A 13,595-nucleotide genomic window follows, 5' to 3' on the forward strand; every position below is an offset into this window, starting at 1 on the left:
GGCGGCCCCCCGCGCGAGGCCGGGCGGGGGGGTGAGGGGGGGCCTGCGCCGGTCGGGGTGGGTCGAGCGGGACGAGCTCGCGAACGACGACCTCCACCCCCACGCCGACTTCTGTCAGGGGTACCGTCCGGCGGACGTCGAGTGCGACGCGGACGCGATCCACACGGTCGGGTTCGCGATCCGGCTCCCCGTCGCCGCCGACCGCTCGACCGGAAGCGGCAGCGGGATGAGCGGATCCTGTCGGCGGCGGGAGCCGCCGGCCGTCTTCAACGCGTCGTCGTCCGGAACGGACGGTGATGCGGCGTGAGCCGGAAGTCGAGTTCGCGCCGCCGCCTCCTCGCCGGGATCGCGGCAGCGGGCACGGCGGCGCTCGCCGGCTGTTCGGAGGTCCCGTTCACCGCTGGGGAGGAGCGTCGGGAGGCGCCCGCGTCGCTCCCGTCCGACGCCGTCGGACCGGTCGAGTGGCCGGCGTCGCCGTTCCCGGTGGCGGTTCCGAGGTCGCTCGCGGCCGCCCACGAGTCGCGGACGCGAGAGCTGCTCGACGACGTGCCGACCGGTCCGGACCTCCCCAACGCCGGCGTCGCCGCGGCGATCGGCGACGACCGCGAGCGGGCGCGTCGGCGCGCGAATGCCGAGGTGGCCGACGGGTGGCCGGTCGACGACCTCTCGGCGTGGCGGCGGCGCCGGGAGGACGCGGCCGAGGTCCGCGGCGCGTACCGCGCGGCTAGCGGGACCGACGACGGTCCGGATCTCGCCGCCCGCCGCCGCGCGGTCCGCGACGACCGCGGGGCGCTCGCGTCGGCGCTGGAGTACCGGGCCGGGTCGCCGACTGCGGCGGTGCTGGCGTACGAGCCCGTCGAGTCGCTGCTCGCTGAGTGCGCGGGATACGTCGAGCCGCGCGTGACGTATCCCGAGGGCCCGGTCGCCGAACCGTTCCGAGCGGGCGAGGCGGTCGCTCGCGTCGAGCGCGCGAGAGCGGCCGCGGACGATGCCGCGGGGCTCCGAGCGGCGTACCTCGACGGACAGGACGGGGCGTCGCCGCGGTGGGCGTCGCTGGTCGCGGCGGGCGAGGCGCTGCGGGGATCGGTGAGCCGGACGCGCGCGACCGTCCGCGAGCGCACCGGGCGCGAGGAGCCGTTCCCCGACGAGGACCTGAGCGGGACAGTCGCACAGGAGCTGGTCGCCGTGAGCGACCTCCGGATCGAGTCGACGGCCGAGGACGTCGAGCGGGCAGCCGGCGCGGGCGAGTACGCCACCGCGGCCGTCGAGGCCGGCGCCGCGCTGGCCGAGATCGAAGCGTATCGGGCGGCTGTGCGAGAGATTCGTGACGGAGAACACCGAGACGGCCCCTCGGAGTCGTCCGTCCGATCGGCGGCGGATCGGGCCGGAACCGCCGTCGCCGAGGCAGTCGAGGGCGGCGGCCCGCTGACGACCCGGCTCGTCCGTCCGGCGGTGGAGACGGTCGGATACGTGACCGACCGGATCGAAGAGGGGTACGGTTCGGTGCGGCGGACGCAGGCGGAGCTGACGTACGCCGCCCTGTACGCGCGGGCGGTTCCGGCGGCGACGGAGTTCGTGCGCGACCGGTTGGCGTGAGTCGGTTCGTGTCAACCGCTTCGTGTCAAACCGACCGGCCTCGGGGGCTCCGTCCCGGTATTTTTATTACCGCGACGGGCGGCGGTACGGACAATGAGTGGACGACCCCTCGACGTGCTCGAAGCGTCGCTCGAGGAGCCCGTGACGGTACACCTGAAGGACGGCACGACGTACTACGGCGTCCTCGGCGGCTACGACCAGCACATGAACGTCGTCATCGAGCCGGAGGCTGACGTGGACGGCCGCGTCGACGAAGACCTCGACGGCGAGTTCGCGGTCGCGATCGAAGACACAACGATTATACGCGGCGATAACGTCATCACAATCAAAGCATGACCGGCGCAGGTACGCCCTCCCAAGGGAAAAAGAACAAGACGGTTCACGTGAAGTGTCGACGCTGCGGCGAGAAGTCCTACCACGTCAAGAAGGAGCGCTGCTCCTCGTGCGGCTTCGGCGAGTCCGCCTCCCGGCGCGACTACGCCTGGCAGTCGAAGACCGGCGACAACTGAGCTGCGGTTCTTCTCTTCGCTTCGTCTTCACCGTCGACTAGCCGCGGCGTTTCGCTCGGCTGGTCCTCCCGGCCCCGCGGTCGGCGCGGTTTCGATCCCCCGACCGCTCCGCCGCCGAGCCAACCGTTAACCGGATCAGTCGCCGAACGCGGGTATGGACCTCTCAGTCGTCGACCTCTCGCCGGTCCCCCGGGGCGGCACCGCGGCGGACGCGTTCGCGAACACGGTCGACGCCGCGCGCCACGCCGAGCGACTGGGCTACGAGCGGTTCTGGGTCGCCGAACACCACGGGATGGGCGACCGCCTCGCCGGCACCACGCCCGAGGTGCTGCTCGGTCGGGTCGCGGGCGCGACCGACTCGATCCGGATCGGAAGCGGGGCCGTCCTCTTGAACCACTACAGCCCGTTCAAGGTGGCCGAGTCGTTCGGCGTCCTCGACGGGCTGGCGCCCGGCCGCGTCGACCTCGGGATGGGCCGCGCGAACGGCTCGCCCGCCTCCGACCGCGCGCTCGGCACCGACCGCCGCGTCGAGAACCCGAACGAGGACCACCGCGAGCGGATCACCGCGGTGGTGAACCACCTCCGCGACGCCTATCCGGACGAACACCCGTACGCCGACCTGTCGGTGCCCGGGTCGGCCGAGGGGCCGGCCGTCCCGTGGGTGCTGGGGTCGAGTCCGGCGAGCGGGGAGATCGCCGGCGAGCTGGGCCTGCGCTACTGCTTCGCCGGCTTCATCCGGCCCGGGTTCGCCGAGCGCGCGTTCGCGGCGTACCGCGAGGCGTTCGACCCCGACGCCGGCCCCGGCGGCCTCGACGAGCCGCAAGGGATGGTCGCGGTCAACGCGGTGGCGGCCGAGACGGACGCGGCCGCGGCCCGTCGGCGCGCGCCCGCAGAGGCGACGTTCCGGCGTATGAAACGCGGTGAGCTCGGCGACGAGACGCCGACCGAGGAGGAGGCGATCGACGAGCTAGGCGGCGCGCCGGACCCGACGCCGGCGACGCTGGACGACGACGAGTGGCCGCGGTCGATCTCCGGGAGCCCGGAGACGATGTCGGGCCTGCTGGAGCAGTTGGCCGACCGCGTCGGCGTCGACGAGGTGATGATCCAGCACACGGTGCCGGACCGCGAGGCCGCGCTCGACTCGCACGCGCTCCTCGCCGAAGCGATGGACCTAGATCCACGCGCCGACTGACGCGCAGACGGCTGGCGAGCGGACGACTGACGCCCCGACGGCGAGCCGTAGCGACCGTGGCGACGACAGACCGTCGAAGTGACGGGAGGTGACGGACGGCCCGCCTCGGTTCCGGTACGGACAGGCGTTTAGTCGTGTGCCTAATAGTCGCACACATGTCCGACGACGAGCCGACGGGGCGACCCTCGCTCGAGGCGGTGACCGAATGGGACGGCGGCGTCAGTTGGGTCGCGCATCCCGAGGAAGACGCGATGCGCGGGAGTCACGCGCTCGCGACCGAGGGCGGGGTCTGGATCGTCGACCCGCTCGACGCCGACGGGCTCGACGACCGGCTGAGCGACCTCGGCGAGGTCGCCGGCGTGGTCGTGACCCACGACCGACACACGCGGGACGCCGAAGCGATCGCGGCGCGCCACGGCGTCGCCGTGTCCGTCCCGGAGTGGATGGACCTGACGCGAGAGAAACTCGACGGCGAGCCGGAGCCGTTCGACGCGGAGCTCCCCGGCACGAACTACGAGGTCCACCGCCTCATCGACACGGACGAGTGGGAGGAGGCGGTCCTCGTCGACGAATCCGGTGGGACCCTCGTCGTCATGGAGACGCTTGGCACCCTCCCGGGGTTCTGTGAGGGCGACAACGACGTCGGCGTCCATCCGGCGCTCGACGAGGCGCCGGAGGGCCTCGCCGACTACCGCCCGGAGCGAATCCTGGTCGGGCACGGCGAGAGCGTCTCCGAGGGGGGCGCGACGAAACTGGCGGCGGCGCTCGACGCCGACTGAACCGGCCCTCATGACGAGTTCCGGTGGTGCCCCTGCGAGTTCCGGAGCCGGGATGCGTGGTTGCTCGGGGTCGTTCCGCCCGTTCCGCCTCGAGAGACGGGTCAATTGATTACCGTACGGTCCGTATCAGTGGTCCGTATGGGGCAGGGCTACGGAGTCGGGTTCCGATCGCTCACGACGGAAGTGACGGACCACCGTCCCCCGGTCGAGGGCGACATCCCGTCGTGGCTGTCGGGGACGCTCATTCGGAACGGTCCGGGGCTGTTCGATGTCGGCGGTGAGCGACTCGGGCACTGGTTCGACGGACTCGCGATGCTTCGGCGATACGCGTTCGAGGACGGGGCGCTGTCGTACTCGAATCGCTTCCTCCGTACGGACGCCTACGCGGACGCGATGGACGGCTCTGTCTCCGGGCAGTTCGGGACCGACCGGACGGGCGTGGGGAAAATCGCGTCGTGGCTGCGGGCGCTCGGCCCGCCGGAGATCACGGACAACGCGAACGTTCACGTCGCCCGCCTCGACGGCGAGCACGTCGCGCTCACCGAGGCGCCGCGTCGGATCGCGTTCGACCCCGCGACGCTCGAGACCCGAGGCGCATTCGGCTTCGACGACGACCTCGGCGAACACGTCACCGCCGCGCACCTCGTGCGCGACCCCGAGACCGACGCGTGGTTCGGCTTCGTGACCGAGTTCGGTCGAACGCCCGAGTATCACGTCTACCGGCTCGCCCCGGACCGTCGCGCCAGGGAACGGGTCGCGTCGATCGCGGCGGACGGCCCGGGGTACATCCACGACTGTAGCATCACGACCGATCACGTCGTCCTCGTCGAGACGCCGCTCGTGATGCCGATCCGCCGCGCGCTGAGCCCGTTCTCCGAGGGCATCCTCGACGTCCTCGATTGGCAGCCGGAGCGCGGCACGCGCATCCTCGTCGTCGATCGCGAGACCGGCGACCTCGTCGCGGATCCCGCGCTCCCGCCAGTCTTCGCCTTCCACCACGTCAACGCGTACGCGACGGGCGACGAGGTCGTCGTCGACCTCGTCGAGTTTCCCGACCCCGGTATCGTCGACGCGATGCGCCTCGACGCGCTCGACGGTGACCCCTCGGACGTCGACGTCCCCGACGGGCGCCCAGTCCGGTATCGGGTCGACCTGCGGTCCAACGAAGTCGATCGGTCGACGCTCCACCAGGTCGGCGTGGAGCTCCCCCGGGTCGCCCCCGACGTCGTCGGCCGCGAGTACCGGTACGCGTACGCGCAGGCGACGGACCGCGAGGGCGCGAACGGACTGGTAAAGCTCGACGTCGAGACCGGTCGGACGCGCGAGTGGTGGGAGGACGGCGTCTTCGTGGAGGAGCCGATCCCCGTGCGGCGGCCGGGCGCGACCGCCGAGGACGACGGCGTCGTCGTCGCGCCGGCGCTCGACAGCCGCGCGGAGGAGACCCGCCTGCTCGTCTTCGAGGCCGACACGCTCGCACTCCTCGCCGACGCGTCGCTCCCCCACGCGGAACCGTTCGGCTTCCACGGCCGGTTCTTCCGTGACAGTTGAGCGTCACCGCACCGTCCGTTGTCCGCTGTACCGACCCCGTTATATGAACTCGGAGTTCCGCGGCCCGTTCGTGACGTGGACCTCGAACGGCTGCGTGCCGACGTCGTCCCGTTCGACGAGGTGCCAGTACGTTTCCGCCATCTCGTCGGGGTCGAGGAACGTGTCGCCGTCCCGGTCCGGGGACCGTTCGCGAACCCCCGGCGAGTCGATCTGCCCGTCGATGACGACGTGAGCGACGTGAACGCCGTCCGGGCCGAACTCCTGCGCGATATCCATCGCCATCCCGCGGGCCGCGAACTTCGCGGCCGTGAACCCGATCGCGCCGCCGAGGCTCCGCACCGACGAGGTGGCGCCGGTGAAGACGACCGTCCCGCCGCCCGTTTTGAGCATGTCGTCGACCGCCTCCTGCGAGCAGGCGAACGCGCCGCGGCCGTTCACCGCCCACGACTCCTCGAACTCCTCGACGCTCGTGTCCATGAGTCCCGTCCAGGAGGCGGCGCTCGCGTGGTTCACGAGAACGTCGACCGGTCCGAACGCCTCTCGGACCGTCTCGAACCCGTCCCGGATCTGCTTGACCGCCGTGAGGTCCGTCGGGACGGCGAGCCCCTCACCCGGGTCCGGCAGGTCCGCGGCGAGGTCTTCGAGGTAGTCCGCCGAGCGAGCGAAGAGCGCCACCCGACAGCCCTCGGCGGCGAACTTTCTGGCGAGCGACTCGCCGAGTCCCGGACCGACGCCCGCGATGACCGCTGTTCGCGTCATACGTCGCGTACTCGGGCCTCCCGTGTAAATTGTGGCGACGGCGTGGGGTAGCTGTCCCCGCGTGCGATGCCGACATCGGCGGGGTGGACCGGTCGATGCGCACCGAACGTCAGCCGGACGTGCCGGCGCCGCTTCCGGCGGGCGCCCTCGACGGCCGGCGGTGAACCGGGGGTAAGACGTCGTCCTCGTCGATCTCGTCCCAGTCGAAGGCGGGGACGAGGACGTCGAACTCGGGAGCGACGTCGACGGGGTCGATAGCGGTGACCGCCCCCTGGTCGGGGGCGACTCGATGCGGTTCGGCGACGTGGAGCGTCGGCGGCGACGCGAGGCCGAGTCCCTGCGGTGGCTCGTACGCGAGTCCGTCCCTGGCCGTGAGGTAGATCTCGCGACGACCGTAATCGAGGACGACCACTCGCTCCTCACCGTCGGCTCGCCGCACGACCGCGTACAGCGTCTCGCGGGACCACGGACCGACCGGGTCGAGGTCCGCCGCGCGGGTGACGTGGACGTTGTGCCGCGAGCGCGGATCGAGGACGTCGTCGGGCCCCCCGAGCAGTTCCGGCCGGCCGCCGATCGAGCCCATACGCGCACGTATCGGTGTCTTCACGCATATATCTCTCCCCGTATCGCGTGCGGCGTCCGGCCTCGCTCGTGGCCGAGATCGCCTGCGCGCTCGCCGGCGACCGGCGACGCGACCCTACTCCACGCGGTCGCGGGCGGCGGCGACGAGCATCGGGAGCATCACGGTCGCGTCGCCGTAGACGGAGGCGTTGCGCGCGTCCTTCTCCAGCTTCCCCCACGAGCGCGCCTCCTCGAGCGTCGCGCCGGAGAGCCCCCCGGTCGCCTCGGGGTCCATCGTGATCTGGACGGCGTAGTCGTACGCCCGCGGCGTGACGAGCATCGTCTGGAGCGTGAAGTTCTTCGGGACGCCGCCGCCGACGAGCAGGCAGCCGGCGTCGTCGGCCTCGAACGCGAGGTCGGTCAGCTCGGTCATGTCCGCGAGCGCGTCGAGCGTGAAGTCCGCGGTCTGGGCGTACATCCACGCCTGAAGCCCCAGCACGGAGTCCTGGACCGCCGGGCAATAGATCGGGACGTCGGACTCGTAGGCGGCGGCCGCGACGCCCGGCCCCTCGGGGACGTCGTCGCGGTCGTTGACTTCGGCGTTGGCGCGGCCGAGCTCGCGCGTGAGGTCGGCGATGGAGACCGCGTCGGTCCCGTCAGCGTCGGGGTCGGCCTCCAGCGCGGGGAACACCTCCTCGCGGAGGTGCCCCTCGAACTCGGCGAAGTGCTCCTGCGGGAGGTAGACGTTGTAGATGCGGTCGACCCCCTCGTCGCGGAGCCCCTCGTCGTGTTCGCGGAGGCTCTTCTCCGGGTCGTGGGTGCGCCCGTGGTGGTGCTTCCCGCCGATGGCCTCGATGGCGTCGTGGGTGAGGTTCGCCCCGGTCGTCACCAGCGCGTCGACGTAGCCGTCGCGGATGAGGTCGGCGACGACCTGGCGCATCCCGGCGGGCACCATCGCGCCGGCGAGCGAGAGGAACACGGTACAGTCGTCGTTCGCGAACATGTCGGCGAGCACGTCGCCCGCCTCGTTGACGGACGCCGCCCCGATCCCCGCGTCGCCGTAGCCGTCGACGAGTTCGCTCACCGTCATCCCCGCCGTCGCGCGCGTGTGGCCGACCGGGTCCTCGTGGAACTCCTCGCGGAGCGGCTCGCCGCCGGTGCCGTCACCGTCGGCGTGATCGCCTTCACCGCCGTGATCCTCGCCACCGGCGTCCGCGGCATCGTCTCGGGAGTCCCCGTCGCTGTCGGTCATGGCTCCGACTGGGGTCGGCGCGCGTTTGAAACGACCGATCTATCGGTCGGCGGCCCCACCGCTCACCGGCGGGAACAGCGCCAGTTCGTCGCCCGCCTCCAGCGTCGCGTCGAGCCCGTCGTCGTGGCGGACGCTCCGCCCGTTCCGGAGGACGTTGATGTGGTCTGCGACGCTCCCGTCCTCGATCACGCGGTCCCGGAGGTCGGGGTGCGCGTCCAACAGCGCGTCGAGCGCGTCGCCGACCGTGTCGCCCGGCTCCGCGTCGACGGTCACCGCGCGGTCGCCCGCGATCTCCGCGAGGTCGGCGAACAGCTTCCACTCCATAGCGGATCCCCGCGCGGGCGGCTCAAGAGCGTTGCGTCCCGTCGGAGTCGACGGCGGCGTCGCCGTCGTCTTCGACCCCCGCCGCGTCGCCGTCCCCGGTCGCGGCGGACTGGGCGGCGCCTGCGGCCTCCGCGGCCGACGCCGCCGTCTGGGCGCTCCCCGCGGTCGACGCGGCCGCCTCGAACGACCGGATCGCGTCCGGGCGCCCGACGAGGTACGCCAGGTCGCCAGCGCCGAACGCGTAGTCGTGCGGCGGGATCGGCTGGACGGACCCCGCCGCCGGTCGGACCGCGGCGACGACGGCGCCGACCTCGCCGACGGTGCTCCCGTCGAGGTCGCTCCCGGCCGCGACCGTGACCGAGGCCATCGTCTCGTCCGCGCTCCGCAGCAGCGAGGCGAACTCGCGATCCGCCCGCTGCTCGGCGGGGAGCGTCACGAGCCGATAGCCGCCTTGGTCGGTCAGGCGTTCGGCGTCCGACTCGTCGAGCGCGACGGTGACCGCGTCGCCGGCGACGCCCCGCAGTTCGCCGGTCGCGACGCGCTCCGGCTCCGCGTCGTCGCGCCACAGCTGGACCGTGTCCCCGGCGGTGGCGTTGTTCGGCGGGTCGGCCGCCACCGCCACCGCCGCCGACTCCGGCGCGAGCGTCGGGCCGAGCCCGGCGGCGCGGGAGCCGACCGCGAAGTACTCGACCGACCCGTCCGCGTCGAGGTCGACGTCGACGTAGCCGACGCCGTACTCGTCTTTGAGCCGGGTGACGAGCCGTTCGCGGAGCGACTCCGGAGAGAGCTTCCGGGGGAAGAGCAGCGTCTTCTCGGCGATCTCGTCCTTCTTCTCCGGGGAGACGGGGTCGTACGTCTCCATGTCGCCGATCTCGTCGGCCGGTGGGAGCGTCACCGCCGTGAACCGCCCGACAGCGCGCACGACCCCGCTGAGTTCGCCGTCGAGCTGCTTGGCGCCGGAGAGCGCGAACACGTCGACCGCGAGCCTGTCGCCCGCGTATCGGCCGACGGGCGCCATCACCACTGCGACGCCGAGCGAGACGAGGTTGAAGAACACGCTCTCGGGCGCCAACAGGGTCGGATTATCGCCGATCGCGACCGACCCCAGCGAGGTCGTGTTGAGGTACAGCGCGACGACCGCGACGCCCAGCAGCCCGGTCACCCCTTCGGGGATCGCCGTTCGGAAGTACCAGCGGTAGGAGAGCGCCGCGCCCCCGGTCAGGAGGGCGGCGACGACCGCGAACGTGACGAGCGTGACGGCCGCCTGTCGCGGCCGCGCAAATCCGACCTCGACGGCGGCGAGGGGGACATCAGCGGCGGCGAGGGAGACGCCGACGGCGGCGACCGCACCGAGCGCGGGGCTCACGCGGCCACCTCCGCGAACCGGTCGAGCGCGTCGCGGCTCCCCACGACGAACAGGTCGTCGCCCGCCGACAGCGGCTGCGTCCCGTCGGGCGCGACGCGCCACGAGTCGTGACGGGCCGCGAGGACGGCCACGTCGTAGGCTTCGCGGACCTCGGCCTCGCCGATGGTGTGCCCGTCCAACGGTCCGCCGGCGGCGACGGTGACCTTGCGGAACCGCTTCCCCGCCCGCCGGAGCAGGGCCGTGAGCCCGTACTCGCGGCGGGTGCCTCGCGACAGCACCAGCACGCGCCCGCGGTCGGCGCGGAGGAGATCCGTCGCCTCGGAGCGGTCGACGGCGAGCGTCACCCGCCCCTCACCCCCGGTCGTCGTGGGCGCGGTCGCCGCCGGGGGCGAGGGAACGTCCGTCTCCCCGCCGTCGGTTCGGAAGTCCTCCGAATCCGCGTCGTCGCCCGCGGGGGGAACCACAGTCGACGCCGCCCCGGCGCCCGGCTCCGGCTTCCCGCTCGACTGCGCGGCGATGACGGCGCCCTCGACGTCGATATCCGGCGTTATCACGCGAATGACGTCGCCGCGGGCGATCCCGGTCGGCACGAGCGCCGACACCGACACCGCGCGCTTCCCGGCGGGCACCCGCTTCGAGAGCGCGCCGGTCGGCGGGGCGGCCGACACCGTCGCGCGCGCCTGTTCGTCGATCCGGACCGACACGTCGGCCAGGTCGAACTCGGTGCGGAGCCGCTCCGCGAACCGGTCTTCCAGCTCCGCGAGCGGGAGGTCGGCCGGAAACGTCCAGTCGCCGTCGAGGATCGCGGCGCGCGTGTCCGCCGGCAGCGGCGGGTACCCCTCGATGTCGGTCACCTCGCCGGCGACCTCGACGGAGACGCGCCCGCGGCCGCCGACGAGCTCGATCACGTCCGTCGAGAGCGTGCGGTCGCGGAGCTGCTTGAGCGAGATCCGCTTGGGGGCGCTGGCGCCGAGGCGGTCCCCCTGCGCGTGGGCGTACAGCGAGATCATCAACACCACGACGATCGCCGTGAGGATCGCTGGCGCGCGCTCCGACGACCGAATCGTCTCGTCGTTGAGCGCGAGCAGGCCGCCGTTGACGCCGGCGATCGCGAGCGACAGCACGACCACTCCGAGCCCGGGGATCGTCACGTCGGTGACGTACTTGAACACGAAGCCGAGGGTCCCGGCCACCAGCGCGGGAACGATCCCGGTGATGACGCCGAGGTAGACGCCGAAGACGATCTCGACGGGCAGCGACATACGGCGTCCAATCCGTGGCGCGGTTAAACCAGTATCGGCGCGAGCGACGCTCGGAGCGCCCGTCGGATCGATTCCGCGGCGGCCTCGCGGGGTTTAAGTTCGGTCTCGGCGACCCGGGAACATGGAGCTGACCCGGGACTGGGTGACCGTTCGGGCGTCGATCCTCCTGACGTTCGCGGTCGCGGTGCTGTCGATCCTCGCCGGGCTGGCCCAGATCGGGGGACTCGGCGTCGACGGGCCGCTCGCCCCGTACGTGCTCCCGGTCGTCCGCCAGACGGTCGGGTTCACCGGGACGATAACCGGCTTCGCGATGTTCGGGAGCGGGTTCGCGCTCCGGAACGGCTACCGGATCGGGTGGTACACCACGGCCGTGTTGCTGCCGCTGACGGCCCTTCAGGGGCTGATGCAGGCCTCCGTCCTGTCGTTCCCGCTCGTGGCGCTGTCGCTCCTCTCCGTGCCGACGCTCGTGGTCAACCGGGGCCGGTTCGACCGGGACTTCAGGCCCTCCCCGACGCAGTTGGCCGCGGGCGCGGCGCTCGTGGGGGCGGTCGCGTACGGGACGCTCGGGTCGTACGCCCTCAGAGACCAGTTCGAGGGCATCGAGACGATCGTCGACGCCTTCTACTTCACCGTCGTCACCGCCTCGACGGTGGGGTACGGCGACGTCCACCCCGCGACCGGTCCCGCCTCCGACATCGCGCAGCTGTTCGCGCTCTCCTCGCTCGTGGTGAACGTCGCCGCCTTCGCGGTGGCGCTCGGGGTCCTCCTCACGCCCGCCATCGAGGCGCAGCTCTCCAAGGCGCTCGGAAAGATGACCGACAGACAGATCGACCTCCTCGACGACCACGTCCTCGTGCTCGGCTACGGGGACCTGACGGAACCGATCCTCGAAGAGCTCGACGCCCGCGACGGCGTCGAGTACGCCGTGGTGACGCCGGACGAGACCGCCGCGAGGCGGCTCGCTGACCGCGACATCCCGGTGTACACCGCGGATCCCAGCGACGTCGACCCGCTCGAACACGTGAACCTCGACGGGGCCCGGGCGGTCGTCGCCGCCACCGAAGACGACGCGCACGACGCGCTGGCCATCCTCACCGCCCGCCAGCTCAATCCCGACGTGCGCATCGTCGCGGCGGTGACGCAGCGGGAGAACGTGGACAAGCTCCGGCGCGCCGGCGCCGACCAGGTGATCTCGCCGACGACGCTCGGCGGGCACATCATCGTCGACTGCGCGTTCGGCGCGGACAGCAAGGACGCGACGGAGGGAATCATCGAGGACATCGACCTCGACGACTGAGCGACGCTCAGGAGAGGTCGCGACCGCTCAGCGGCTCTGTCGGCCCTTCGTCTGCCGGTAGTCCCGGCTCAGGACGTTCTCGCGCATGTGGTCGCAGAAGGCGTCCGCCTCGGCGTCGCTCATCTCGCTCGGCTCTTTCATCGGCACGAGCTCGAACCCGCGTCCGCGAATCGTCGTCGCGTGTTCCGCGTCGACGTCGAACGAGTCGGGTCGGCGAGTCGTGTACTCGACCGCCAGCTCGCGGAGCGGTCGGTCGCCGACCGGCACGATGATCTGGGGGTTTATCATCCGGATCTCCGCGTTGAGGAAGGGCTCGCAGGTGTCGACCTCCCGGTCCGTCGGCTCGCGGTCGGGGTGGCGACACCGCGTGAGGTTCGTGAAGAAGAGGTTTTGTACGTCCGGTTCCGCGGCGTCCGGCGCCGACCGGACGAACCCGAGGTCGGCGAAGATCGACTGGACGCGTTCGCCGCCGCCCGCGCCGGTGAAGGGGACGCCGTTGCGCTCGGCGGCCTCCGTGGGGCCGGTCCCGACGACGAGGAACTCCGCGCCGACGTCGCCGTAGCCGTGAACGACGCGGTCGCGAGCGCCGCACAGCTCGGCGCAGTTCTCGCAGTCGGCGTCCATCGCGAACGGGTTCTCGAAATCCGTCTGATTCGCGTCCACGGTTGCTCTGTGGGCTCCGCGTCCCTAAACGCTCCGCCGGGGAGGGCCGTACGAGAACGAGGCGGTGCGGAACGAGCGTGAAAAGCAGCGTGCGGCGGTGGCGCGGCCCGATCAGTTCGGGACGTACCGGTCGCCGTCGCAGTCGACGAGTCCCTCGCTGCGGAGGGTCTTCAGGATGCTGTACAGGGAGAGCTTCTTCATCCCGAGCGACTCGCCCATCTCGGACACCGTGGCGTCGCCGTTCGTGGTCAGGTACAGGTACACGAGCTTGGCGCGGGGCGACTGGAGCTCCCGGGGCAGCGCGGGGGCCGCCGCGGACGCGGTCTCCGTCTCGATCATCTTGTCCGATATGACGGGTTCGACGATAATAAACCCCCTATTCAACGTTCGTCGAAACAGCGTGAATCGGTCTGAGAACGGCCCTGAAGCCATTTTTCTCTCAAATCGGACCGATAACGTCGATCGACGAACGGCGAATCGACGCGTA

At 71.8% G+C, this 13,595-nt stretch carries 15 protein-coding genes and 1 pseudogene; 8 read left to right on the plus strand and 8 right to left on the minus strand.

The features are described from left to right. The 7 genes and pseudogenes from B9G38_RS03710 to B9G38_RS03740 all read left to right on the plus strand — a co-directional run. Positions 1-307 (plus strand): annotated as a pseudogene (locus B9G38_RS03710) (hypothetical protein); the annotation flags it as partial. Next, positions 304-1,596 (plus strand): hypothetical protein, encoded by a 1,293-nt coding sequence (locus tag B9G38_RS03715; RefSeq protein ID WP_086219526.1) that lies wholly within the window; start codon positions 304-306, stop codon positions 1,594-1,596. The pseudogene B9G38_RS03710 and the gene B9G38_RS03715, both read left to right, overlap by 4 nt. Before the next feature lie 93 nt (positions 1,597-1,689). Further along, positions 1,690-1,932: an LSM domain-containing protein gene (locus B9G38_RS03720; protein ID WP_086219527.1), complete on the plus strand. Its 243-nt coding sequence runs from the start codon at positions 1,690-1,692 to the stop codon at positions 1,930-1,932. Continuing rightward, a complete protein-coding gene (locus B9G38_RS03725; RefSeq protein ID WP_006112801.1) occupies positions 1,929-2,105 on the plus strand; it encodes a 50S ribosomal protein L37e in 177 nt (58 codons plus the stop codon). The genes B9G38_RS03720 and B9G38_RS03725 overlap by 4 nt, the downstream gene beginning before the upstream one ends. A gap of 154 nt (positions 2,106-2,259) precedes the next feature. Next, a complete protein-coding gene (locus B9G38_RS03730) occupies positions 2,260-3,297 on the plus strand; it encodes an MsnO8 family LLM class oxidoreductase (protein WP_086219528.1) in 1,038 nt (345 codons plus the stop codon). Positions 3,298-3,452: 155 nt separating this feature from the next. After that, a complete protein-coding gene (locus tag B9G38_RS03735; RefSeq protein ID WP_086219529.1) occupies positions 3,453-4,076 on the plus strand; it encodes a hypothetical protein in 624 nt (207 codons plus the stop codon). Positions 4,077-4,214: 138 nt separating this feature from the next. Further along, a complete protein-coding gene (locus B9G38_RS03740) occupies positions 4,215-5,624 on the plus strand; it encodes a carotenoid oxygenase family protein (protein WP_086219530.1) in 1,410 nt (469 codons plus the stop codon). A gap of 39 nt (positions 5,625-5,663) precedes the next feature. Here the strand turns inward: B9G38_RS03740 and B9G38_RS03745 are convergent, their stop codons facing one another. From B9G38_RS03745 to B9G38_RS03770, 6 genes are all read right to left on the minus strand, one after another. Beyond that, positions 5,664-6,383, minus strand: a complete 720-nt coding sequence (locus tag B9G38_RS03745; RefSeq protein ID WP_086219531.1) for an SDR family NAD(P)-dependent oxidoreductase — start codon at positions 6,381-6,383, stop codon at positions 5,664-5,666. A 109-nt stretch (positions 6,384-6,492) separates the two neighbouring features. After that, positions 6,493-6,966 (minus strand): hypothetical protein, encoded by a 474-nt coding sequence (locus B9G38_RS03750; protein ID WP_086215532.1) that lies wholly within the window; start codon positions 6,964-6,966, stop codon positions 6,493-6,495. 114 nt (positions 6,967-7,080) lie between these two features. Beyond that, positions 7,081-8,196: a deoxyhypusine synthase gene (locus tag B9G38_RS03755; RefSeq protein WP_086219532.1), complete on the minus strand. Its 1,116-nt coding sequence runs from the start codon at positions 8,194-8,196 to the stop codon at positions 7,081-7,083. A gap of 39 nt (positions 8,197-8,235) precedes the next feature. Next, positions 8,236-8,520: a ubiquitin-like small modifier protein 1 gene (locus B9G38_RS03760; protein ID WP_049930569.1), complete on the minus strand. Its 285-nt coding sequence runs from the start codon at positions 8,518-8,520 to the stop codon at positions 8,236-8,238. A 22-nt stretch (positions 8,521-8,542) separates the two neighbouring features. Continuing rightward, positions 8,543-9,886: a potassium transporter TrkA gene (locus B9G38_RS03765; RefSeq protein WP_086219533.1), complete on the minus strand. Its 1,344-nt coding sequence runs from the start codon at positions 9,884-9,886 to the stop codon at positions 8,543-8,545. After that, positions 9,883-11,148 (minus strand): potassium channel family protein, encoded by a 1,266-nt coding sequence (locus B9G38_RS03770; RefSeq protein WP_086219534.1) that lies wholly within the window; start codon positions 11,146-11,148, stop codon positions 9,883-9,885. The genes B9G38_RS03765 and B9G38_RS03770 overlap by 4 nt, the downstream gene beginning before the upstream one ends. A gap of 121 nt (positions 11,149-11,269) precedes the next feature. Between B9G38_RS03770 and B9G38_RS03775 the strand changes: the two genes are divergently transcribed. Beyond that, on the plus strand, positions 11,270-12,445 hold the full coding sequence (locus B9G38_RS03775; RefSeq protein ID WP_086219535.1) for an NAD-binding protein: 1,176 nt from the start codon (positions 11,270-11,272) through the stop codon (positions 12,443-12,445). A gap of 27 nt (positions 12,446-12,472) precedes the next feature. Here the strand turns inward: B9G38_RS03775 and B9G38_RS03780 are convergent, their stop codons facing one another. Further along, entirely contained in the window at positions 12,473-13,108 is a 636-nt protein-coding gene (locus B9G38_RS03780; protein WP_049930561.1) for a uracil-DNA glycosylase family protein, read from the minus strand. Positions 13,109-13,219: 111 nt separating this feature from the next. Further along, entirely contained in the window at positions 13,220-13,447 is a 228-nt protein-coding gene (locus B9G38_RS03785; RefSeq protein WP_086215536.1) for a helix-turn-helix domain-containing protein, read from the minus strand. Positions 13,448-13,595: the final 148 nt, after the last annotated feature.

Source organism: Halorubrum sp. SD612 (assembly GCF_002135005.1).